Origin of the sequence: Mycobacterium paraterrae, assembly GCF_022430545.2 — a bacterium.
GTDB classification, from domain to species: Bacteria; Actinomycetota; Actinomycetes; order Mycobacteriales; family Mycobacteriaceae; genus Mycobacterium; species Mycobacterium paraterrae.
The window spans coordinates 1,719,901-1,740,581 of the sequence record NZ_CP092488.2; the positions used below are offsets into that span (position 1 = coordinate 1,719,901).

Annotated in this window: 20 protein-coding genes; 9 read left to right on the top strand and 11 right to left on the bottom strand. The window is 65.3% G+C overall.

Features of this window, described 5'->3' with window-relative positions:
• Nucleotides 1–9: 9 nt before the first annotated feature.
• From gyrA to dnaA, 6 genes are all read right to left on the bottom strand, one after another.
• On the bottom strand, nt 10–2,502 hold the full coding sequence (gene gyrA / locus MKK62_RS08250) for a DNA gyrase subunit A (protein ID WP_240261540.1): 2,493 nt from the start codon (nt 2,500–2,502) through the stop codon (nt 10–12).
• Between the two features lie 33 nt (nt 2,503–2,535).
• Nucleotides 2,536–4,548 carry a DNA topoisomerase (ATP-hydrolyzing) subunit B gene (gene gyrB / locus MKK62_RS08255; RefSeq protein WP_240261539.1) on the bottom strand — a complete coding sequence of 671 codons (2,013 nt, stop codon included), beginning with the start codon at nt 4,546–4,548 and terminating at the stop codon, nt 2,536–2,538.
• A 215-nt stretch (nt 4,549–4,763) separates the two neighbouring features.
• Nucleotides 4,764–5,264 carry a DUF721 family protein gene (locus MKK62_RS08260; protein WP_240264241.1) on the bottom strand — a complete coding sequence of 167 codons (501 nt, stop codon included), beginning with the start codon at nt 5,262–5,264 and terminating at the stop codon, nt 4,764–4,766.
• Between the two features lie 73 nt (nt 5,265–5,337).
• Nucleotides 5,338–6,495: a DNA replication/repair protein RecF gene (recF, locus tag MKK62_RS08265; RefSeq protein ID WP_240261538.1), complete on the bottom strand. Its 1,158-nt coding sequence runs from the start codon at nt 6,493–6,495 to the stop codon at nt 5,338–5,340.
• A 7-nt stretch (nt 6,496–6,502) separates the two neighbouring features.
• Nucleotides 6,503–7,699 (bottom strand): DNA polymerase III subunit beta, encoded by a 1,197-nt coding sequence (gene dnaN, locus MKK62_RS08270; protein WP_240261537.1) that lies wholly within the window; start codon nt 7,697–7,699, stop codon nt 6,503–6,505.
• A gap of 557 nt (nt 7,700–8,256) precedes the next feature.
• Nucleotides 8,257–9,759, bottom strand: coding sequence for a chromosomal replication initiator protein DnaA (gene dnaA / locus MKK62_RS08275; protein ID WP_240261536.1), 1,503 nt, complete (start codon nt 9,757–9,759; stop codon nt 8,257–8,259).
• A gap of 576 nt (nt 9,760–10,335) precedes the next feature.
• Here dnaA and rpmH point away from each other — a divergent pair.
• The 9 genes from rpmH (at nt 10,336) to MKK62_RS08320 (ending at nt 16,572) form a co-directional block, all read left to right on the top strand.
• Nucleotides 10,336–10,479: a 50S ribosomal protein L34 gene (gene rpmH / locus MKK62_RS08280; protein WP_070355130.1), complete on the top strand. Its 144-nt coding sequence runs from the start codon at nt 10,336–10,338 to the stop codon at nt 10,477–10,479.
• Between the two features lie 21 nt (nt 10,480–10,500).
• Nucleotides 10,501–10,845: a ribonuclease P protein component gene (gene rnpA, locus MKK62_RS08285; RefSeq protein ID WP_240264240.1), complete on the top strand. Its 345-nt coding sequence runs from the start codon at nt 10,501–10,503 to the stop codon at nt 10,843–10,845.
• 80 nt (nt 10,846–10,925) lie between these two features.
• Nucleotides 10,926–11,165, top strand: a complete 240-nt coding sequence (gene yidD / locus MKK62_RS08290; protein WP_240264239.1) for a membrane protein insertion efficiency factor YidD — start codon at nt 10,926–10,928, stop codon at nt 11,163–11,165.
• Nucleotides 11,149–12,204: a membrane protein insertase YidC gene (gene yidC / locus MKK62_RS08295; protein WP_240264238.1), complete on the top strand. Its 1,056-nt coding sequence runs from the start codon at nt 11,149–11,151 to the stop codon at nt 12,202–12,204. The genes yidD and yidC overlap by 17 nt, the downstream gene beginning before the upstream one ends.
• A 50-nt stretch (nt 12,205–12,254) precedes the next feature.
• Nucleotides 12,255–12,836, top strand: a complete 582-nt coding sequence (locus tag MKK62_RS08300; protein ID WP_240261535.1) for a Jag family protein — start codon at nt 12,255–12,257, stop codon at nt 12,834–12,836.
• Between the two features lie 54 nt (nt 12,837–12,890).
• On the top strand, nt 12,891–13,613 hold the full coding sequence (rsmG, locus tag MKK62_RS08305) for a 16S rRNA (guanine(527)-N(7))-methyltransferase RsmG (RefSeq protein WP_240261534.1): 723 nt from the start codon (nt 12,891–12,893) through the stop codon (nt 13,611–13,613).
• Complete coding sequence (locus tag MKK62_RS08310; RefSeq protein ID WP_434085041.1) at nt 13,610–14,554, top strand: ParA family protein; 945 nt, start codon at nt 13,610–13,612, stop codon at nt 14,552–14,554. The genes rsmG and MKK62_RS08310 overlap by 4 nt, the downstream gene beginning before the upstream one ends.
• Nucleotides 14,551–15,537: a ParB/RepB/Spo0J family partition protein gene (locus MKK62_RS08315; protein ID WP_240261533.1), complete on the top strand. Its 987-nt coding sequence runs from the start codon at nt 14,551–14,553 to the stop codon at nt 15,535–15,537. The genes MKK62_RS08310 and MKK62_RS08315 overlap by 4 nt, the downstream gene beginning before the upstream one ends.
• 297 nt (nt 15,538–15,834) lie before the next feature.
• Entirely contained in the window at nt 15,835–16,572 is a 738-nt protein-coding gene (locus MKK62_RS08320; protein WP_240261532.1) for an acetyltransferase, read from the top strand.
• Here MKK62_RS08320 and MKK62_RS08325 read toward each other — a convergent pair.
• The 5 genes from MKK62_RS08325 to sigM all read right to left on the bottom strand — a co-directional run bounded on the left by MKK62_RS08325 (nt 16,569) and on the right by sigM (nt 20,629).
• Nucleotides 16,569–17,789, bottom strand: a complete 1,221-nt coding sequence (locus MKK62_RS08325) for an N-acetylmuramoyl-L-alanine amidase (protein WP_240261531.1) — start codon at nt 17,787–17,789, stop codon at nt 16,569–16,571. The genes MKK62_RS08320 and MKK62_RS08325 overlap by 4 nt on opposite strands.
• Before the next feature lie 120 nt (nt 17,790–17,909).
• On the bottom strand, nt 17,910–18,260 hold the full coding sequence (gene trxA, locus MKK62_RS08330) for a thioredoxin (RefSeq protein ID WP_240261530.1): 351 nt from the start codon (nt 18,258–18,260) through the stop codon (nt 17,910–17,912).
• Nucleotides 18,261–18,274: 14 nt separating this feature from the next.
• On the bottom strand, nt 18,275–19,273 hold the full coding sequence (trxB, locus tag MKK62_RS08335) for a thioredoxin-disulfide reductase (protein ID WP_240261529.1): 999 nt from the start codon (nt 19,271–19,273) through the stop codon (nt 18,275–18,277).
• A 74-nt stretch (nt 19,274–19,347) separates the two neighbouring features.
• A complete protein-coding gene (locus MKK62_RS08340; protein WP_240261528.1) occupies nt 19,348–20,010 on the bottom strand; it encodes an RsmA family anti-sigma factor in 663 nt (220 codons plus the stop codon).
• Nucleotides 20,011–20,044: 34 nt separating this feature from the next.
• On the bottom strand, nt 20,045–20,629 hold the full coding sequence (gene sigM / locus MKK62_RS08345; protein WP_240261527.1) for an RNA polymerase sigma factor SigM: 585 nt from the start codon (nt 20,627–20,629) through the stop codon (nt 20,045–20,047).
• Nucleotides 20,630–20,681: the final 52 nt, after the last annotated feature.

Here is a 20,681-nt window from a genome sequence, read left to right on the forward strand (position 1 = left end):
ATTGCCCGGTTAGTCGACCGACTCGTCGTCGGCCGCCTCCTCGGCGTTGCGGGCGATGGCTAACAGTGTGTCGCCCTCGCCCAAGTTCATCAAACGAACACCCTTGGTCTGGCGTCCGGCCTTCCGAACCTGCTTGGCCTTCGTCCGGATCACTCCGCCGCCGGAGGTGATCGCGAAGACCTCGCTGTCGTCGTCGACGATCAGCGCCCCCACGAGCTTGCCACGACGCGGGTCGTACTGAATCGTCAGAATGCCCTTACCCCCGCGGCCCTGGGCGGTGTACTCCTCGATCGCGGTCCGCTTCGAGTATCCGAGGGCGGTCGCCACCAGCAGGTACGTGCCCTCCCGCACCACATTCAGCGACAGCAGGTAGTCGTCCTCGTTGAACCGCATCCCCTGCACACCCGAAGTCGCCCGGCCCATCGGCCGCAGCGCCTCGTCGGTCGCCGAGAACCGGATGGACTGCCCGTTGGCCGAGACCAGCAGCAGATCCTCCTCCGACGAGCACAACACCGCGCCGACCAGCTCGTCGCCGTCGCGCAGGTTCACCGCGACGATGCCGCCCGACCGGTTCGAGTCGAACTCGGTCAGCTTGGTCTTCTTGACCAGACCCTTGCGGGTGGCCAGCACCAGGTAGGGCGCGTCCTCGTAACTCTTGATCTGGATGACCTGAGCGATCCGCTCCTCGGGCTGGAAGGCCAACAGGTTCGCGACGTGTTGGCCGCGCGCGGTGCGCGACGCCTCCGGCAGGTCGTAGGCCTTCGCCCGGTACACCCGGCCCTGGGTGGTGAAGAACAGGATCCAGTCGTGCGTCGAACAGACGAAGAAGTGCCGCACGATGTCGTCCTGCTTCAGCCCGGCGCCCTGCACGCCCTTACCGCCGCGCTTCTGACTGCGGTACAGGTCGGTCTTGGTCCGCTTGGCGTAGCCCGTCTCGGTGATCGTGACGACGACGTCCTCGCGGGCGATCAGGTCCTCGTCGGCGACGTCACCGTCGGCGGCGATGATCCGGGTGCGCCGGTCGTCGCCGTGCTTGTCGGCGATCTCCTTGAGCTCGTCGCGGACAATGGCGCGCTGTCGCTCCGGCTTGGCCAGGATGTCCTCGAGGTCGGCGATCTCGGCCTCGATCTTGGCCAAGTCGTCGATGATGCGCTGCCGCTCCAGGGCAGCCAGCCTGCGCAGCTGCATGTCCAGGATGGCCTGCGCCTGGATCTCGTCGATGTCGAGCAGCTCGATCAGGCCGGCCCGGGCGATGTCGACGGTCTCCGACGCGCGGATCAACGCGATCACTTCGTCAAGTGCGTCAAGGGCTTTCACCAAACCGCGCAAGATGTGCGCGCGTTCGTTGGCCTTGCGCAACCGGTAGGTGGTGCGACGGACGATCACGTCGAGTTGGTGCTCGACGTAGTAGCGGATCATCTGGTCGAGTCGCAGGGTGCGCGGCACCCCGTCGACGATCGACAACATGTTGGCGCCGAAGCTGGTCTGCAGCTGGGTGTGCTTGTAGAGGTTGTTCAGCACCACCTTGGCCACCGCGTCGCGCTTGATCTCGACGACGATGCGCAGACCGACCCGGTCGCTGGACTGGTCTTCGATGTTGGAGATGCCGGCGAGCTTGCCGTCGCGAACCTGCTCGGCGATCGAGGTGATGAAGTTGTCGTGGTTGACCTGATACGGCAGCTCGGTGATCACCAGGCCGGTGCGCCCGCGCGAATCCTCTTCTACCTCAACGACTCCGCGCATTCGGATGGATCCGCGGCCGGTGGTGTAGGCATCGTGGATACCCTGCGATCCGACGATCAGGCCGTGGGTGGGGAAGTCCGGACCTTTGACCCGCTCGCAGACCGCGGCCAGTGTGGCTTCCTCGTCGGCCTCGTGGTTGTCCAGACACCAGTAGACGGCTTCGGCCAACTCCCGCAGGTTGTGCGGCGGGATGTTGGTCGCCATGCCGACCGCGATCCCGCCCGAGCCGTTGGCCAGCAGGTTGGGGAACCGGCTCGGCAGCACGGTCGGCTCTTGCACCCGGCCGTCGTAGTTGGGGATGAAATCGACTGTCTCCTCGTCGATTTCGCGCAGCATCTCCATCGCAAGAGGAGTCAGCCGCGCCTCGGTGTATCTCATCGCTGCTGGCGGGTCGTTGCCCGGCGAGCCGAAGTTCCCCTGGCCGTCGACCAACGGGTAACGCAGCGACCACGGCTGGGCCATCCGGACCAAGGTGTCGTAGATCGACGAGTCGCCGTGCGGGTGATAGTTACCCATCGTCTCCGCGACGGAGCGGGCCGACTTCGCGTGGCCGCGGTCCGGGCGGAAGCCCGAGTCGAACATCGCGTAGAGCACGCGGCGGTGTACCGGCTTGAGGCCGTCGCGAACTTCGGGTAGGGCGCGGCCGACGATCACGCTCATCGCGTAGTCGATGTAGCTGCGCTGCATCTCCTGTTGGATGTCGACCGGCTCGATACGGTCAGCGGCATCGCCGCCGGGCGGCAGCGTGGTGTCTGTCATGAGTTCCTCGTTCGAGTCAGAATGCGGTACGTCTTAAACATCAAGGAAGCGAACGTCTTTGGCGTTTCGCGTAATGAAGCTGCGGCGGGCGTCGACGTCTTCGCCCATTAGGATCGAGAACAACTCGTCGGCCGCAGCGGCGTCATCGAGCGTGATTTGGCGCAGCACCCGCACCGAGGGGTCCATGGTGGTCTCCCATAGTTCCTTGGCATCCATCTCGCCCAGACCCTTGTAGCGCTGAATGCCGTCCTCGGCGTTGATCTTGCGACCGGCCTTCCTGCCTTCGGCGAGTAGACCGTCGCGCTCGCGGTCGGAGTAGGCGAACTCGGGCTCGCTGCGTTGCCACTTGAGCTTGTACAGCGGCGGCTGGGCAAGGAACACGTGGCCGTTTTCGATCAGCGGTCGCATGAACCGGAACAACAAGGTCAGCAGCAGCGTGGAGATGTGCTGGCCGTCGACGTCGGCGTCGGCCATCAACACGATCTTGTGATAGCGCAACTTGGAGATGTCGAACTCGTCGTGAATGCCGGTGCCCAGCGCCGTAATGATGGCCTGGACTTCGGTGTTCTTGAGCACCCGGTCGATGCGGGCCTTCTCGACGTTGATGATCTTGCCGCGCAGCGGCAGGATCGCCTGGAACATCGAGTCGCGCCCACTCTTGGCCGAGCCGCCGGCCGAGTCGCCTTCTACGACATAGAGTTCCGACTTCCGCGGATCGGTCGACCGGCAGTCGGCCAGCTTGCCGGGCAGACCACCCAGATCGGTCGCGCTCTTGCGCCGCACCAACTCTCGCGCCTTACGCGCCGCGATGCGGGCCTGTGCGGACGACACCGCCTTGTTGACAACGGTTTTGGCATCCGATGGGTTGGCGTCGAACCAGTGCTGCAGTTCCTCATTGCAGATCTTCTGCACGAAGGACTTGACCTCGGTGTTGCCCAATTTCGTCTTGGTCTGGCCCTCGAACTGCGGCTCGCCGACCTTGACCGAGATCACGGCTGCCAAACCTTCGCGAATGTCGTCGCCGGTGAGGTTGGGGTCTTTGTCCTTGAGCAGCTTCTTGTCTTTGGCGTAGCGGTTGACGACGGTGGTCAGCGCGCTGCGGAAGCCCTCTTCGTGGGTGCCGCCCTCGTGGGTGTTGATCGTGTTGGCGAAGGTGTGCACCGACTCCGAGTAGCCGCCGTTCCACTGCATCGCGATTTCGACCTCGTGGCCGGGACCCTTGCCGGAGAAGTCGACGATGCTGGAGTGGATCGGGTTCTTGGTGCGGTTGATGTGCTTGACGAAGTCGACCAGGCCACCCGGGTAATGGAAGGTGCGGTGTTTGACTTTCTGCGACGCAACGGATTCCGCGGACTTCTCCTCCGCAGACTTCGGGGCGTCAGCGTGGTCGCTGACCACCTCGTCGACCACCTCTTCCTTGCTCACCCGCTCGTCACTGAGCTCGATGGTCAGGCCCTTGTTCAGGAAGGCCATCTCCTGCAGCCGGCGGGCAACCGTCTCGAAGTCGTAGTTCGTCGTCTCGAAGATGTCGGGATCGGCCCAGAACCGGATCGTGGTACCAGTTTCCTTGGTCTTCGCGCCCTTGCGCAGGGTGCCCGGGACCGACCTGTCGTACGTCTGGAACCACTCGTAACCGTCGGTACGGATGTCGGCTTCGAGGCGAACCGACAAGGCGTTCACCACGGACACGCCGACACCGTGCAGACCACCGGAGACCTGGTAGGCGCCCTCCTCGAACTTGCCACCGGCGTGCAGGACCGTCATCACGACATCGACGGTCGGGATGCCTGTGGCGTGCATGGCGACCGGGATTCCGCGGCCGTTGTCGGTGACTTCGACGCCGCCGTCTTCGAGGATGCGCACGGAGACCTTGCTCGCGAAGCCCGCCATGGCCTCGTCCACGGAGTTGTCTACGACCTCCCACACCAGGTGGTGAAGTCCGCGCTCGCCGGTCGAGCCGATATACATGCCGGGGCGTTTGCGGACCGCCTCCAGGCCTTCGAGGACCTTGATCGAATCAGCACCGTACTGTTCTTTGGCAGCCACTAGCGGAACGCTCTCCTTGGGGTTCGCAGGCGCACGATTCTTCGACCGCGCGGGGATCGCATTCAGTCTACCGTCTAGGCGGTTCGGGACGGACGCTGCGAGGGCGTTTCTACACAGCTATTTGCGCCGTGTACGGAATTTCTCGATCTGTCCAGCGTCATGACGCTTGACGGACGATTTTTCCGCGTTGTGACGGCGCTCAAGCGGACCGCGTGTCATCCGTAGGTGTCGCGCGGACCCCGCCCGGCGATATGCAGCCGGCCCTTGCGCCACGAGGGCGCGGTTGGCCCGGTGATCCGCAAGCTCGAGACCACGCCGTCGCCCACCTCTGCGGCGATCTTAGCCAGCACCTGAGCCTGGATGAGCCGCAGTTGCGTAGCCCAGGCGGTGGATTCGGCCGACACGCTCAGTACGCCGTCGTGCAACGCGGTCGGGGTGGCGTGCTCGGCGATATCTGCACCGACCACTGTCGACCACTGGCCGAACACCGCGCCCTCGGCGACCCGCGACGACCACCCCTGCTTCTTCGCGAGGTCGCGGGTGGCGCTGGCCAGCGGCTGCGGATCACGCGCGTCGGGCCCGGGTCCCGACCAGCGTCGTCGGCTGGCACCGGCCACCCGTCGGGTCGGGGGCAGTCGCCGGCCCCGTCCGACGTCTTTGCCCTGCGTACGAGCGGCGCCCCGGGCCTCTTCGAGGACTCGTCGCACCAGGTCCATGCCCGCCACGCCGCTGAGGTGATCGGGCGGTTGCGGGTCGGCGTTCGCGGTCTCGTCGTCGGATTTCACAGCGTCACCCTCCTCCGACTGTCAGGACGGCCGACGCCGGACCGGTGTCGCCGTCGTTGAGCGTGATATCGATGCGGTCGGCGGACCAGTCGCGGGGAATGTCGTCCACCACCGCCGCGGTGACCAGTACCTGCTCGGCCGACTCCGCCGCGGCGGCCAGTGCTTCGCGGCGCGCGGCGTCGAGTTCGGCGAACACGTCATCGAGCAGCAGTACGGGGTCGCTGCCGTCGGCGCGCAACAATTCGTAGGCGGCAAGTCGCAGGGCGAGCGCCATGGACCACGATTCGCCGTGGCTCGCAAAGCCTTTCGCGGGTTGCTCACCCAGTCGCAGTTCGAGATCGTCGCGGTGCGGGCCGACCAGACACACGCCGCGTTCCAGTTCGGCGTCGCGCCGCGCAGCCATCTTCTCGAGCAGCGCCGCTTCCAGAATGGAGACGTCGGGCCGGTCGGGTTCGACGTCCACGCTGGGGTGATAGGCGATCGACGCGGGCCGTGACGCCGGGGCGAGAAGCTGGTAACTCTTCTGCACCTCGGGAGCCAGTTCGTTCACCAATGTCATTCGCGCAGCCATCAATTCGGCGCCATGCGCCGCCAGGTGACCGTCCCACACGTCGAGGGTCTCCAGTGCGCCGCGGTCACCGCGGAAACGAGCGCCGGAGGCCGACTTCAGTAGAGCGGCTCGCTGCCGTAGCACTTTGTCGTAGTCGGCGCGGATTCCTGCCACCCGCGGCCGGCGCACGGCCGCGAGATCGTCGAGGTAACGCCGGCGATCGCCGGGGTCACCACGCACCAATGCGAGATCCTCCGGTGCGAACAACACCGCACGGAGTACGCCGACCACTTCCCGCGGGCTGCGCACGGGGGAGCGGTTCAGCCGTGCCTTGTTGGCCCGTCCGGCGGTGATCTCCAAGTCGACGGCACATTCGCGACCTTCGTTGACGACGATCGTCGACACCACCGCCCGCTGCGCCCCGACCCGCACCAGCGGCGCGTCGGTGGCCACCCGGTGCGAACCCAGTGTCGACGAATACCATAGCGCCTCAACAAGATTCGTCTTGCCGAAGCCGTTCGAACCGACAAACACCGTCCGGCCCGGCGTCAGGTCGAGTTCGACGTTCGCCCAAGACCGAAAGTCACGTAAGCCGAGATGGCGGACGTACACCTGGTGACTAACCGGGCAGACGAACCGGCATCAGCAAGTAGACGTAATCCGTCTGGAGCGCCGGAAAGGGTCCACTGTCGGTGGGTTGCGCATCGTCACCGGCCGGTCGCAACACAGCGGGCCGGCTGGGCGTGGTGAACCCGAACGACACCCGGTCGGAGTGCAACGAGCTCAGCCCGTCGGTCAGATAGGTCGGATTGAACGCGATCGTCAGTGGTTCGCCGGCGAATTCCACGGGAACGTCTTCCTCGGCGCGGCCGACGTCGTCGGCACCGGCCGACAACCGCAATGTGTCGTCGGAGAATTCCATCCGAACCTGTGCCCCGCGGTCGGCCACCAGTGCCACACGCTTGATCGCCTCGGTCAATTCCGCGACCCCGACAGTGGCGACCGCGGTGTGCTCGCTGGGCAGCAGCTGGCGGAATTTCGGGAATTCCGCATCGAGCAGCCGCGTGGTGCTGCGCTTTCCGTTCCCGCTGATACCGAGCAGACCATCCTTACCCACCGAAGGCCCGGCGCCCAACGACAAATGCACTTCGGCGCCGTCGGTACCGCTTTTGGCCGCTTCGGACAACGTCTTGGCCGGCACCAAAACCGCCGCCTCGACATCTGCTGAGGCCGCGGACCAGGTGAGCTCGCGAACCGCCAGCCGGAAGCGGTCGGTTGCGGCCAAAACGACTGATTGACCGGAGATTTCGACCCGGATACCGGTCAGCATCGGGAGCGTGTCATCCCGGCCGGCCGCGACGGCGACTTGACCGATCGCCTCGGCGAACAGGTCGGTCGACAGCGCACCGGTTTCCTCCGGCAGCGCCGGCAGCGTCGGGTAATCCTCGACGGCCATCGTAGGCAGCGAGAATTTCGCGCTACCGCAGGCCAGCGACACCCGAGTGCCCTCGACCTGTACGTCGACCGGTTTGTTCGGCAGTGCCCGGGTAATGTCAGACAGTAGCCGTCCTGACACCAGAGCCGTTCCGGGAGAAGCGATTTCGGCCGCCAACCGCACTTCGGCGGACACCTCGTAGTCGAATCCGGAGATCGTCAACCCGTCATCGGTGCCGGTCAAAAGCACGCCGGCCAGGACCGGCACCGTCGGCCGCGACGGCAGGGTGCGTGCCACCCACGCCACTGCGTCAGCGAACTCATCCCGCACCAGGCGGAACTTCAAGTCGGTCAGGCCGACGGCGGTCGTCGCCACGTCCATTGCGTCCCTTCAATCACCTCGAACAGCAAGGCTAACTTCAGCGGGCACCACACCATGGGAGGCGCGATGGTCGCCGCGGCTGTCGAACCACCACCGTAGAGCGTCGACGGTCATCTTGAAAGCTAATCGGAATCAGTGACACGAGGGTGTTCTGCCGCCTGGAGCACGACTGTGCAACGACTCGTCCCCAACGGCCTTTTCTGAAGAACAAAGTGAGGAGATATTTCAATAACAGTATTAAGGCCTGTGCAATGTGTGGACAACATGGTGTCTGCGCTGCTGGGGGCCTCCGTCGGGTTGTGCATGACAGGATGACGGATTGTGCGCTGCGTGTGCAGCGGTTGGGGATCGGTCGCGGTTGTGCACGAAGCGGGTGTCCGTGCGTCGGGTGTGCGCAGTTTGCGCACAGGGGTATGCACAGCCCCGACGTGTGACTCATGGTGCCGGCGGGTCCAAAGTTTTTTGAAATTCCACGTGACGAAAGTCCGGCCAAGGCACGGCAAGGCTCAAAAGTGGTGTGCGAACGGCCCACTCGATGCTCCGAGTGGCGGCCACCGTCAGCGCTTGGAACGCTGACGAATCCGAGTGGTGAGCTCTTTGACGTGATCGAAGACTTCACGACGCTCTGCCATCTCAGACAAGATCTTCTTCTGCGCGTACATCACTGTGGTGTGGTCCCGGCCAAATGCCTGCCCGATCTTGGGCAATGACAGGTCCGTCAGCTCACGGCACAGATACATCGCGATCTGCCGTGACTGGGCAAGGGCGCGGGTCTTGCCCGGCCCGCGTAGTTCCTCCACCGTGGTGTCGAAGTACTCGGCGGTGGCGGCCATGATCGTCGCCGCACTGATCTGCATAGTGCTGGCATCGGCGATCAGGTCGCGCAACACGATCTCGGCGAGCGACTTGTCGATCGGCGCCTTATTCAGTGAGGCGAACGCGGTGACGCGAATAAGCGCGCCTTCGAGTTCGCGAATGTTGCGCTCGATGCTGCTGGCGATCAATTCCAGGACGTCATCGGGAACGTTGAGCCGCTCCATTTGCGCTTTCTTGCGCAAGATGGCGATACGCGTTTCCAATTCCGGTGGCTGAACGTCGGTGATCAAACCCCACTCGAACCGGGTTCGCAGCCGATCTTCAAGCGTCGCAAGCTGTTTGGGCGGCCGGTCGGACGAAATGACGATTTGCTTGTTGGCATTATGCAGGGTGTTGAAGGTATGGAAGAACTCTTCCTGGATACCTTCTTTGCCTTCGATGAACTGAATGTCATCGACGAGCAGCACATCGACGTCGCGGTAGCTGCGTTTGAAGGCGACCTTGCGGTCGTCACGCAACGAGTTGATGAAATCGTTGGTGAATTCCTCAGTCGAGACGTACTTGACGCGCATCCCTGGAAAAAGCCGCTGTGCGTAGTTGCCGGCGGCATGCAGCAGGTGCGTCTTACCAAGCCCGGACTCGCCCCAGATGAAAAGCGGGTTGTACGCCCGGGCGGGTGCTTCCGCGATCGCGAGCGCCGCGGCGTGTGCAAATCGGTTCGATGCGCCGATGACGAATGTGTCAAAGGTGTAGCGACGGTTCAGGCTCACCCCGGCGGCCGCATCGGCGGCCTGACTGTGGGGCCGTTCGGAGAAATACGAAGGCCAACTCTGGTGTGCGCTGGCGAGGGCCTCGCCATCTTCGTCGATCTCATCGAGGTCATCGAGAGTCTCGTCGAAGGCCGCATTGGCTCGATCGTCGGTGTCGTCGTTGGTGAGTGGGGAGATGCGCACGCCGAGTTCGATCTGGTGGCCGAGGCGGCGGCTCAAAGCGTCGGTGATCTGGGTGCGCAGGTGCCGTTCGATCTCGTTCTGTACGAAACTACTCGGCACCGACAACAGCGCGAAGCCTTCGACGATCGTCAGTGGCTGCACCAGGTTGAGCCAGGCGCGCTGCTGGGGTGTCAACGGAGAGACGTACGGCTCGCCGTTACGCGCCGCGCCGTCTGGCGAAAGTTCGCCGTTGAGCTCCGAGACGACTGCGCTCCAGACCGTCGCGAAACTTGATCCGGGGTCCTCGGTCAACGACGGATCCCCCTGGTATGACGTTTCGGCACGGCGAACAATAACGCGGACAACGAACTGTCCACACAGTTATCCACAGGTGTGGAAAGGACAGCCCCCGCCGCGACGCGGTTCACCCGGGACAGCCCGCGGGATCGGCGCTCGAGACGACCAGTGAAACTCTGCCGGCGAGGAGGCCGATCTGCCATCCTTGCTTCGTTGTCTAGCGCCGTTTCGATGTGAAACAGCACCGACCGAAATTAACAGTTTTCCTCGCGCGCGCCAACCGTTCTGCAACATTCAGATCTGTTCGTGGAAGATCGTTCGGAGTGCCCGGTGCGAATGTGACAACAGTGAACGATCAGACGGTTCGTGACCCGAGGTCAGGTGTGGTTTGACCAGGAGAACGCCGGTCAGTACCCTCATACAGTCGCCCCGAAAGTAGGCGATACGGCTGCGATTCGGGCAATGAGCCCGCCAGCGCGCGCCGATTATCAGCAAGACGTAGAGCCTATCGAGGCGTCGTGGGGTCATGCATGGCCCACCGGCACGGGGGACCGGGTCGGACACGATGCCAGATGCAGCAAGGAGAGAGTCGTGGCCAAGGGCAAGCGCACCTTCCAGCCGAACAACCGGCGCCGTGCCCGTGTGCACGGTTTCCGTCTGCGCATGCGGACCCGCGCCGGGCGCGCCATTGTCTCGAGTCGGCGTAGCAAGGGCCGTCGCTCGCTCACTGCCTGATCTCACTCCGGCGTGACGGCGGTGCTATCCGCGCGCAACCGCATGACGCGGTCGACCGATTTCGATGCCACGGTCAGGCGCGGTAGGAAGGCCGTGCAGCCGGACTTGGTCATCTACATGCGACGTGCAACGGGCGATCCCAAATTCGGACTGATCGTGTCGCGGTCGGTCGGTTCCGCCGTGCAGCGGCACGGGTTGTCCCGTCGTTTGCGTCACGTGGCGCGCGATCTGGTGGCCGAGTTGAATGGTTCGGAGCACGTGGTGGTTCGGGCTCTTCCGAGTAGCCGGGACCTTCCGTCGGCCCGGCTGAGTGAACAACTGCGGGCGGGCCTCCGCCGTATCGAGGCAGCGGGAACCAAGCGGTGAATGCCATTACGTCACGGGTGCGCGGCATCGAGTCCGCGATTGTCCGCGGCGTCATTTTCGTTATCCAGCTCTACCGGCACATGGTGTCGCCCCTGAGGTTGCCGACCTGTCGCTTCACCCCGACGTGCAGTCAGTACGCGGTCGAGGCGCTCGGCGAGTTCGGTTTGATGCGGGGGAGTTGGCTCGCCGCTGTCCGGCTGGCGAAGTGCGGTCCGTGGCATCGGGGAGGATGGGACCCGATACCGGAGCGCCAAGATGCCGGAATCAAAGACTGGGACACCCCAGCGACGCTAGGGGAGAGTGATTCTGTTGTCGTTTGATCCGTTCAGCCTCGACTACTTCTATTACCCGGTCTCCGCGATCATGTGGGTTTGGTACAAGGCGTTCTCAGCCGTCCCAGGACTTGGCCCTAAGAGCTTCGTGACCTGGACGCTGTCGGTGATGTTTCTGGTCTTCACGCTCCGTGCGATCTTGTACAACCCGTTCGTCCGGCAGATCCGAACGACGCGGCAGATGCAGGAGTTGCAGCCGCAGATCAAGGCCCTGCAGAAGAAGTACGGCAAGGATCGCCAGCGGATGGCGCTCGAGATGCAGAAGCTGCAACGGGAACACGGGTTCAATCCGATCCTCGGCTGTCTGCCGATGCTGGTGCAGGTACCGGTTTTCCTCGGGCTGTATCACGTCCTGCGCTGCTTCAACCGGACAACAAGCGGCATCGGCCAATTGGGTCTGTCGCCCGAGCGGAACCGCTCACTGGGCAACTACGTGTTCAGCGCGAAGGACGTGGCGCACTTCCTGGATGCGAACTTGTTCGGTGCCCCGCTAGGCGCCAGCATGACGCAGCGCGGCGACAGTCTGCACGCGTTCACCGAATTCAGCCGGCCGGCCGTCGTGGCGGTCGGCGTGCCGGTGATGATCCTGGCCGGTATCGCCACGTACTTCAACAGCCGCGCGTCGGTAGCCCGGCAGAGCGCGGAGGCGGCAGCCAACCCGCAGACCGCGATGATGAACAAGTTGGCGCTCTACGTCTTCCCGCTCGGCGTGGTGGTCGGTGGACCGTTCCTGCCGCTGGCGATCATCTTCTACTGGTTCGCCAACAACATTTGGACCTTCGGTCAGCAGCACTACGTGTTCGGAATGATCGAGCGGGAAGAAGAAGAAAAGAAGCGCGAGGCGCTCGAACGGCGGGCGGCGAACGCGCCGGCGCCGGGCGCGAAACCGAAACGATCGGCGGGCAAGACCGGCCCGAGCGGTAACGGTTCAGGCGACGATGCGGACGAGGGATCTCCGAAGCCGGGCGGCGATACGGGTAACCGCGCGCCGCGGCCGGGGGCCAAGCCGAAAAAGCGCGGACGCTGACAGACAACCAGTCTTCACCGGGCGACGCCCGGGCACGGGAAGGGAAGCAGATGACAGACACCGAAGCAACCACCAAGGGACACGACACCGACGAAGCGCCAGCCGAGAACGACGTGGACGGCGCCGCCAACGGCGCCACGCTGGCGGGCGGCGACGGCGAGGGCGACCAGGAGGAGCGGCTAGTCGCCGAAGGCGAGATCGCCGGCGACTATTTGGAAGAGCTGCTCGACCTCCTGGATTTCGATGGTGACATCGATCTGGACGTCGAGGGCAGCCGCGCGATCGTCAGCATCGACGGCAGCGATGACCTCAACAAGTTGGTCGGCCGCAAAGGCGAGGTGCTCGACGCGCTGCAGGAACTGACCCGACTGGCCGTTCACCAGAAGACCGGTGTGCGGAGCCGGCTGATGCTCGACATCGCGAGCTGGCGTCGGCGCCGTCGCGAAGAGTTGGCCGCGTTGGGGGACAAGGTCGCCAAGCGCGTACTCGAAAGCGGCGGCCGCGAAGAATTGGCTCCGATGACGCCCTTTGAGCGCAAGATCGTCCACGATGCCGTGGCTGCGGTCAGCGGGGTGCACAGCGAGAGCGAGGGCGTCGAGCCCACCCGCCGCGTCGTCGTCCTGGCCGACTGATTGGCGCGCCGTTAGTTACACCGATGTAGTTCACCGGGTCACCGGACGGGAGGAATGTTTCACGTGAAACATGTCGATCCTCCTGATGGCGCGACACCGCTCGTCCCGCCTGCGGCAGCCGCCGCCGTCTTCGGCGAGCGCCTACCTTTTGCCGTGCGCTACGCGGAGATCCTGGCGTCCCTCGGCGTCGAGTGGGGTCTGCTCGGTCCCCGCGAAGTCGACCGCATCTGGGATCGGCATCTGCTGAATTGCGCGGTCGTGGCGGAACTCGTCGAGCCCGGCGATCGGGTCGTCGACATCGGTAGCGGCGCCGGATTGCCCGGCCTGCCGCTGGCGATCGCGAAGCCAGGCCTGCGGGTGGTGCTCGTCGAATCGTTGCTACGCCGAGCCGAATTCCTGCGCTTGGTGGTCGACGAACTCGGGCTGGATGTAGAAGTGGTTCGCGGCCGCGCCGAGGACGCCGATGCGCGCGCGGCGGCCGGTGGCGCCGACGCCGTGACGTCGAGGGCGGTAGCGTCGCTGGATAAGCTGGCCCGCTGGAGCCTGCCATTGCTGCGGGACGGTGGCCGGCTGTTGGCCATAAAAGGGGAGCGGGCAGGTGCCGAGGTGTGCGAACACCAGCGTGTGCTGACCAAGTTAGGCGCCCCCGATGCCAGGGTGGTGGAATGTGGCGTGGGCCTTCTAACCCCCCCGACAACGGTGGTGGTGGCTCAACGCCAGAAGCCAGCGTCGTTCCGGAATTCAACGCGTCGACGATCGAGCAGGGAGAGCCAATGAATGCGCCGTACGACCCCCTCGGCCCGGCTGGCGGCATCGTTTCACGTGAAACATCGGACATCGATACGCCGATAGGAGCTGCCGCGGAAAGGGCGACGCAGGTGCTCTCCAAGTCCTGCGAGCCGCTGAGCCGCCCGGCACACCGACGCCTCTTCACCATCGCAAACCAAAAGGGTGGTGTTGGGAAGACGACGACAGCGGTAAACCTGGCGGCGGCGCTCGCCGTCCAAGGACTCCGGACGCTCGTCATCGACCTGGATCCGCAGGGTAACGCGAGCACCGCGCTAGGCATCTCGGACCGGCACTCCGGCACGCCGTCGTCCTATGAGGTACTCCTCGGTGAGATCCCGTTGAAGGATGCGATGCGACAGAGCCCGCACAGCGACCGGCTTTACTGCGTGCCGTCGACCATCGACCTGGCCGGCGCCGAGATCGAATTGGTCAGCATGGTCGCCCGCGAGAATCGGTTGCGAACTGCGCTTGCCGAACTGGATACCGTCGACTTCGACTACGTGTTCATCGACTGCCCGCCGTCCCTCGGCCTGCTGACCATCAACGCGTTGGTGGCCGCGCCCGAGGTGCTGATCCCGATCCAGTGCGAGTACTACGCGCTGGAGGGCGTGTCGCAATTGATGAACAACATCAACTTGGTCAAGGCGCACCTGAATCCCGGCTTGGACGTCAGCACCGTAATCCTCACCATGTACGACGGGCGCACCAAATTGGCCGACCAGGTCGCCGAGGAAGTCCGCCGGTTCTTCGGCCCGAAGGTGTTGAAGACGGTGATCCCGCGCAGCGTCAAAGTGTCCGAAGCGCCGGGCTACAGCATGACGATCATCGATTACGATCCCGGTTCACGGGGCGCGATGAGTTACCTCGACGCCAGCCGCGAGATTGCCGAGCGCGGTGTGATGACAGCCGATGAAGGGAATCACCGATGAGCCAGCAGACGCGCAAGAAGGGCGGACTCGGCCGGGGTCTTGCCTCGCTGATTCCGACCGGACCGGCCGAGGGGGAGACCGACTCGGCGCAACTCGGCGGCCCACGAATCGGCGCCGCCGCAGCCGACATCCTGATGGGCGGCCCGCCCGCAGCGATCCCGTCCGACGTCGGCGCGGTGTACCGAGAGATCGAGCCGACGCAAATTCAACCCAACCCGCGTCAGCCAAGACAAGTATTCGACGACGAGGCGCTGTCGGAACTCGTCCACTCGATCCGCGAGTTCGGTCTGATGCAGCCGATCGTGGTCCGCGACCTCGGTGCGGCATCGAGTCCCCGATACCAACTTGTGATGGGGGAGCGGCGGTGGCGCGCGGCCCAGACCGCCGGCCTGACGGCCATCCCAGCCATCGTCCGAGAGACCGCCGAGGACAACCTGTTGCGCGACGCGCTCCTCGAAAACATCCACCGAGCGCAGCTGAATCCGTTGGAAGAGGCGGCGGCATACCAGCAATTGCTCGACGAGTTCGACGTGACTCACGACGAGCTGGCGGCTCGAATCGGCCGGTCACGGCCGCTGATTTCCAACATGATCCGGTTGCTGCGGTTACCAATCGCCGTCCAGCGCCGAGTCGCGGCCGGCGTTCTGTCAGCAGGCCACGCCCGAGCACTGCTGTCCCTGGAAGCCGGCGCGGAAGCGCAGGAGGCGCTCGCGGCACGCATCGTCGCCGAGGGACTGTCGGTCCGAGCGACCGAAGAGGCGGTCACCCTCGCAAACCGGAGCGAGCCAGGCAAGCCCGCGGCGCCGAAGCGCAAACCGATTCAGATGCCCGGGCTCCAGGACATTGCCGAACAACTATCGGGTGCCTTCGATACACGGGTCACGGTCAGCCTCGGCAAGCGCAAGGGCAAAATCGTGGTCGAATTCGGTTCCGTGGACGATTTGCAGCGCATTGTCGAGTTGATGAACTCGCCGAAGAGCTGACCGGCTACACCAACCCGTTACGTCACTGTGACACTCCGCCCGATTTAGCCGCCCCGATATGCCGATGACCGACGAAAACGACTGTGCCCGAATTGAATTGGAGGCGAACGCCACGTTGGGCGCCGCAACGCACCACCACGACCGCGTAATCGCCGACCGATCGCCGTTCGGTCGGTCGAAGGTAGGTGCGAGCGGGTATCGCGGGCCTCGGCATCGGGGTACGCTCGGCTGCGGGGTGGGGGACCACGGGGATGACGGGCCGCCAATGACCGCCCCCCACGGAGGCCCAGGAGTCTAGTGTCTGCACGAATCACACCGCTGCGACTCGAAGCCTTCGATCAGCTGCCGAAGCATGCGCGCCGCTGTGTCTTCTGGGAAGTCGACCCCGCCACCCTCGGCCAACACGATCAACTCGCCGACCCTGAATTCGAGAAAGAAGCCTGGTTCTCGATGGTCATGCTGGAATGGGGATCGTGCGGCCAAGTGGCCACCGCCATGCCGGCCGACGGCGACCCCGGCGAGTCGGCGTGCCTGGGCTACGCCTTCTACGCGCCACCACGCACGGTCCCGCGGGCCCATCGTTTTCCCACCGCGCCGGTGTCGCCCGACGCTGTGTTGCTGACCTCCATGCGGGTCGAGCCCGGACCGGACGCCGACGAATTGCCGTACACCCTGGTGGCTCGAGTCGTCGACGAGTTGGTCCGCCGCGGTGTGCGAGCCCTCGAAGCGTTCGGCCGCACCGAGAAAGTCGCGGAGCTGACAACCTTGGCGAGCGTAGATCCCGAGCTGATGCCGGTGCTCGAGGTGCTGGGGGACTGCTCGGCCGAGCAGTGTGTGATCGATGCCGAATTTCTGCTCGACGCGGGATTCGTCGTGGTGGCGGCGCATCCCTATTTTCCGCGACTGCGCCTCGAACTGGACAAGGGTCTGGGGTGGAAGGCCGAAGTCGAGGCGGCGCTGGAGCGACTGCTGGAGAGTGCGGCGCTGCAACAGCCCGTCGCGGCGGGAGCCCCGGGCGACGTGGGCGTCGGCTAGGAACTGCTGGCGCGGCCGGCCTGCTCGACGGCGAGCTCGTGAGCAAGCAGCTCGGCAAACGTGAACGTGCCGGTGGGCCGATCGTTTTTGCCGAGCAGGTAGAGCCGCTTGACGGCGGCCAGGATCCCTTCGGCGATCGCGTCGCGGGCCTGCGTGGTGGTCAGCATGGCCCGATCATGTGGGTTGCTGATATAGCCGACGTCGACCTGCACTGTGGGCATCCGGGTCAGGCGCAGCAGATCCCAGGTGCGGCCGTGGGTGCGGCAATCACGTAAACCGGTGCGCGCCACCACTTCTCGTTGAATGAAGTCGGCGAGGTTACGGCCGATGGTCGACACCGAGCCGTGCGAATTACCGAAGTGGAACGAGGCGACGCCGCTGGCCGACGGGCTGGCCTGGGTTTCACAGCGCAGGCTGATCATCAGGTCTGCGCCGACGGCGTTGGCGGTCGCCGCGCGCTCGTGGTCGGACGGGCTGCGGTTGGTCGGCCGCGAGAGGAACGTCTCCATGCCGATCGCCGTCATTCGGCCTTCGAGCCGACTTCCCAAGTCCCAAAGAATGTCCGCTTCGCTGATCGGCCCCGCCGACCCGTGCGCGATCAGGCCGTGGTCGTTGCCGCCGCGGCCCGGGTCGATGATGATCCGCTTGCCCGAGAGTCGCGGCCCCGACCGGCGCACCAATTCTTCTTCGCGAATCGCGTGCAGCGAGCCGCCGGTTACCCGCGAACTGAGAAAGTACAAGGAGCGCAACGTTTCTGGGCCGCAGATGCCGTCGGCGTACAGCCCGTACTCGCGCTGGTACGACATCAGACCGTTGTGCGTCTGCAGGCCGAAGTACCCGTCTACCAGGCCGGTGTAGAAACCGAGATCCTGCAAGCGGGCCTGCAGCGTTGCGACGTCGTCGCCGTACATCGGCGCACCGAACTGGTGATGCAGGGTGCGAGCGCCCAGCCGGTAAGAAGCTTCCCGCAACGCGCGATTGGTGGCCTCCCCGACGATCCCGTCGACAAGTAGACCGCGGTGCTGTTGGAACGCACGTACTGCATGGTCGAGCTCGTCGTCGAAGACGTCGGCGGCAATATGCCGTCCGGTGTTGAGATCGGCATCCGCACCGACCAGGTGGCCGAGCGCGATCAGTGACGCGCGGATCTCAGTGACCGCCGCGTTACGGTCACCGCGGCGCAGCTCAGCGCCGTCGCCGCCGTGCGGTCCTGACATTTCAAGGCCTCCGGTAAGCCGGTGTTAGCCCTGCCGCTTGTTTGACAGGCTTGGCCGTATTGTCTCAGACGCTTTACGGTTTCGGGAAAACGCCAGGCGAGCGCGTCGACGTCCAGCGAACTACGCGAGGCCCGGCACGGCGTCGGAAAGCTCGCGCAGCAGAGCCGCCTTGCCCTTGGCGCCGACGATGCGCTTGACCGGCTCGCCGTCCTTGAACAGGATCAGCGTAGGGATCGACACCACGTCGAAATTACGGGCCGTCTCGGGGTTGGCGTCGACGTCGAGCTTGGCGACGGTCAGATGATCGGCAGCGTCGGCGGCGATTTCGGCAAGTACAGGTGCGACCATCTTGCAAGGTCCGCACCAGGTGGCCCAAAAGTCAACGAGCACAGGGGTTTTACTCGACAGCACGTCGCTGCCAAACGACGCGTCCGAAACGTCAACAGGTGCGCCGGATTCGGTTTGTGTCATCGCAGATACTCCAATCAGAGGGTCGCTGTCGCCGGTTGGCCGGCGGGTTTGGTGTGAGTCCGCTCACCGGGCTCCGCATGCTCGGCCAGCCAGCGCTCGGCGTCGATGGCGGCCGAGCAGCCGGTGCCGGCGGCGGTGATCGCCTGACGGTAGGTGTGGTCGACCAGGTCACCGGCGGCAAACACGCCGTCCACCGAGGTGAAGGTCGTGTGGCCCCGGACCAGCACGTAGCCGTCGTCGTCGAGATCGACCTGGCCGCGCACGAGTTGCGAGCGCGGGTCGTGCCCGATCGCGACGAACACACCGGTGACTGGAAGCGTCGACTCCTCGCCGGTAATGGTGTCGCGCAACTTCAGGCCGGTGACCGTGTTCTCCCCTTCGACCGCGACCAGGGCCTTCTTGGTAGCGAACGTGATCTTGTCGTTTGCGCGGGCCCGGTCGAGCATGATTTTCGAGGCCCGGAATTCGTCACGGCGGTGCACCAGGGTGACACTGCGGGCGAACTTGGTCAGGAACGTCGCCTCTTCCATGGCCGAGTCGCCGCCGCCGATCACCGCGATGTCCTGGTCGCGGAAGAAGAACCCGTCACAGGTGGCACACGCGCTCACGCCGCGGCCGAGCAGCTCCTGCTCGCCCGGCACGCCCAGGTAGCGAGCAGCGGCACCCATCGCCAAAATCACGGCGCGGGCGTGCAGCGTCTCGCCTTCGGAGGTGGTGACGGATTTGACCGGGCCGTCCAGCGACACCGCTTCGACGTCCTCCATCCGCAGGTCGGCGCCGAACCGCAGTGCCTGCTCGCGCATCTGGTCCATCAGCTCGGGGCCTTGGATGCCGTCGCGGAATCCGGGAAAATTCTCCACCTCGGTCGTCGTCATCAAGGCACCGCCGAACGACGTGCCCTCGAAGACCACGGGGGCCAGTTGCGCACGGGCGGTGTAGAGCGCCGCGGTGTAGCCGGCCGGCCCGGAGCCGATGACGATGACGTCGTGAACGGTGCTGGTTGAGGAACTCATTCCAACCTTTCCGATACGTTGAGCCGTTTGTGTGCACTGGAACGCCAGGGTATGCGGTGCTGTTCCCGCGAACATTACGGACGACGCACGATCCTGTCAGCCGACAGGCCGGTGCTGGCCGAACTGCAGGTCGGGGCCACCGCGAGGGCGGCGAACGCTCCGGGAGCGTCACCGGGAAGCACCAGGAGAACCGCCGGGTGCCCGGCAAAGTCGATCGGGCGGGCGCCCAGCACGCGCGTGTTGACGGGGTAGCCAAGCCCGGCCAGACACGAGGCTCGGCGTTGTGGATCGCTGAGCGGCCCGAGGTCGGGCGGGCGGTCTAGTAGCGCGAGGATCTGTTCGTCGGACAGTGGAATGGTCCGCGGTGGACGGGACACCGTGATGTGCTCGATGGTGGTGGGCCGGCTGGGCATCGGCGCCGGCGCGGCGAGCAGGGCCCGGGTGCCGAGCCACGCCGCCAGGGTCAACGCGGTCAATCCGGTCGCCGCGACCGCTATTCGGGCCGCCCGGGGCAGCTTCGGTCGGCCCCGGTTGATCGCGTGGGTGGGCGGCACAGGTCCCAGCGCCGCGATGTCGCGGCGTACCCGGTTCAGCGCGTCCATTGTCTGTCGGGCGCCGGGATCGTCGCGGATACGCCGGCGCAGCCGGGCCGCGGTCTCGTCGTCGAACAGCCCGGCCTGCAGGTCGGCGAGCGTCTCCGCGGTTAGCGGCAGGTTGTCCGGGTCGACGGTGTCCATCCGCCCCAGTGTCCGGCACCGAGCGACGGCCCGGCTAGCCGGCTGGAGGATGCGGGGCCGGGTCGGTCTGCAGGTAGCCGAGGATCGCGGCCAGCCGGGCCCGGGCCCGGGCGCAGCGACTCTTCACGGTGCCCTCCGCGACGCCCAGCAGGCGGGCGGTATCGGCAACCGAATAGCCGTGCATGTCGACGGCGACCACGGCGGCGCGCTGGTCGACGGGTAGGCGCATCAGCGCCCGCTGCACGGTGATCGCCGTCTCGACCTGGGCGGTGCGATCCGGCACCGGGTACACATCGTCGAGCAGCGCGGTCGGATGAGTCATGTTGCGGCGCAAACGATCCAGGCACGCGTTGACGACGATGCGGTGCAACCAGCTGCTCACGGCGGCGTCGTGCCGGAACGAACCCGCCCCGCGATGCGCCGACGCCATCGCCTCCTGCAGTGCGTCTTCGGCGTCCTCGGCGCAGCGACTGGTCAGCCGCGCGACGCGGTGTAGCTGGCGGTGGTGGCGGTGGAACAGTTCTTCGAAAGCGAACCGGTCGCCGGCGACGTGGGCGGCCAGCAGCTCAGCGTCGCTGCGTTGTCCGGGAGGTTGCCGGCGAACCTTCGTCGAGCCCACGGCCGGACAGTAGCCAATCGGCCGGTGGCCGGCACTTCACTCGACGAGGCCT

Bases quoted from the DNA above. Each gene is read 5' to 3' on its own strand.
- rsmG (WP_240261534.1), top strand. From the start codon at position 12,891: ATGTTTCACGTGAAACATGTCGATCCTCCTGATGGCGCGACACCGCTC.
- MKK62_RS08310 (WP_434085041.1), top strand. From the start codon at position 13,610: ATGAATGCGCCGTACGACCCCCTCGGCCCGGCTGGCGGCATCGTTTCA.
- trxA (WP_240261530.1), bottom strand. From the start codon at position 18,260: ATGACACAAACCGAATCCGGCGCACCTGTTGACGTTTCGGACGCGTCG.
- trxB (WP_240261529.1), bottom strand. From the start codon at position 19,273: ATGAGTTCCTCAACCAGCACCGTTCACGACGTCATCGTCATCGGCTCC.
- MKK62_RS08325 (WP_240261531.1), bottom strand. From the start codon at position 17,789: ATGTCAGGACCGCACGGCGGCGACGGCGCTGAGCTGCGCCGCGGTGAC.
- gyrA (WP_240261540.1), bottom strand. From the start codon at position 2,502: ATGACAGACACCACGCTGCCGCCCGGCGGCGATGCCGCTGACCGTATC.
- dnaN (WP_240261537.1), bottom strand. From the start codon at position 7,699: ATGGACGTGGCGACGACCGCCGTCGGCCTGACCGACTTGAAGTTCCGC.
- MKK62_RS08315 (WP_240261533.1), top strand. From the start codon at position 14,551: ATGAGCCAGCAGACGCGCAAGAAGGGCGGACTCGGCCGGGGTCTTGCC.
- MKK62_RS08340 (WP_240261528.1), bottom strand. From the start codon at position 20,010: ATGGACACCGTCGACCCGGACAACCTGCCGCTAACCGCGGAGACGCTC.
- MKK62_RS08300 (WP_240261535.1), top strand. From the start codon at position 12,255: ATGACAGACACCGAAGCAACCACCAAGGGACACGACACCGACGAAGCG.
- MKK62_RS08260 (WP_240264241.1), bottom strand. From the start codon at position 5,264: ATGGACCTGGTGCGACGAGTCCTCGAAGAGGCCCGGGGCGCCGCTCGT.
- yidD (WP_240264239.1), top strand. From the start codon at position 10,926: ATGGTGTCGCCCCTGAGGTTGCCGACCTGTCGCTTCACCCCGACGTGC.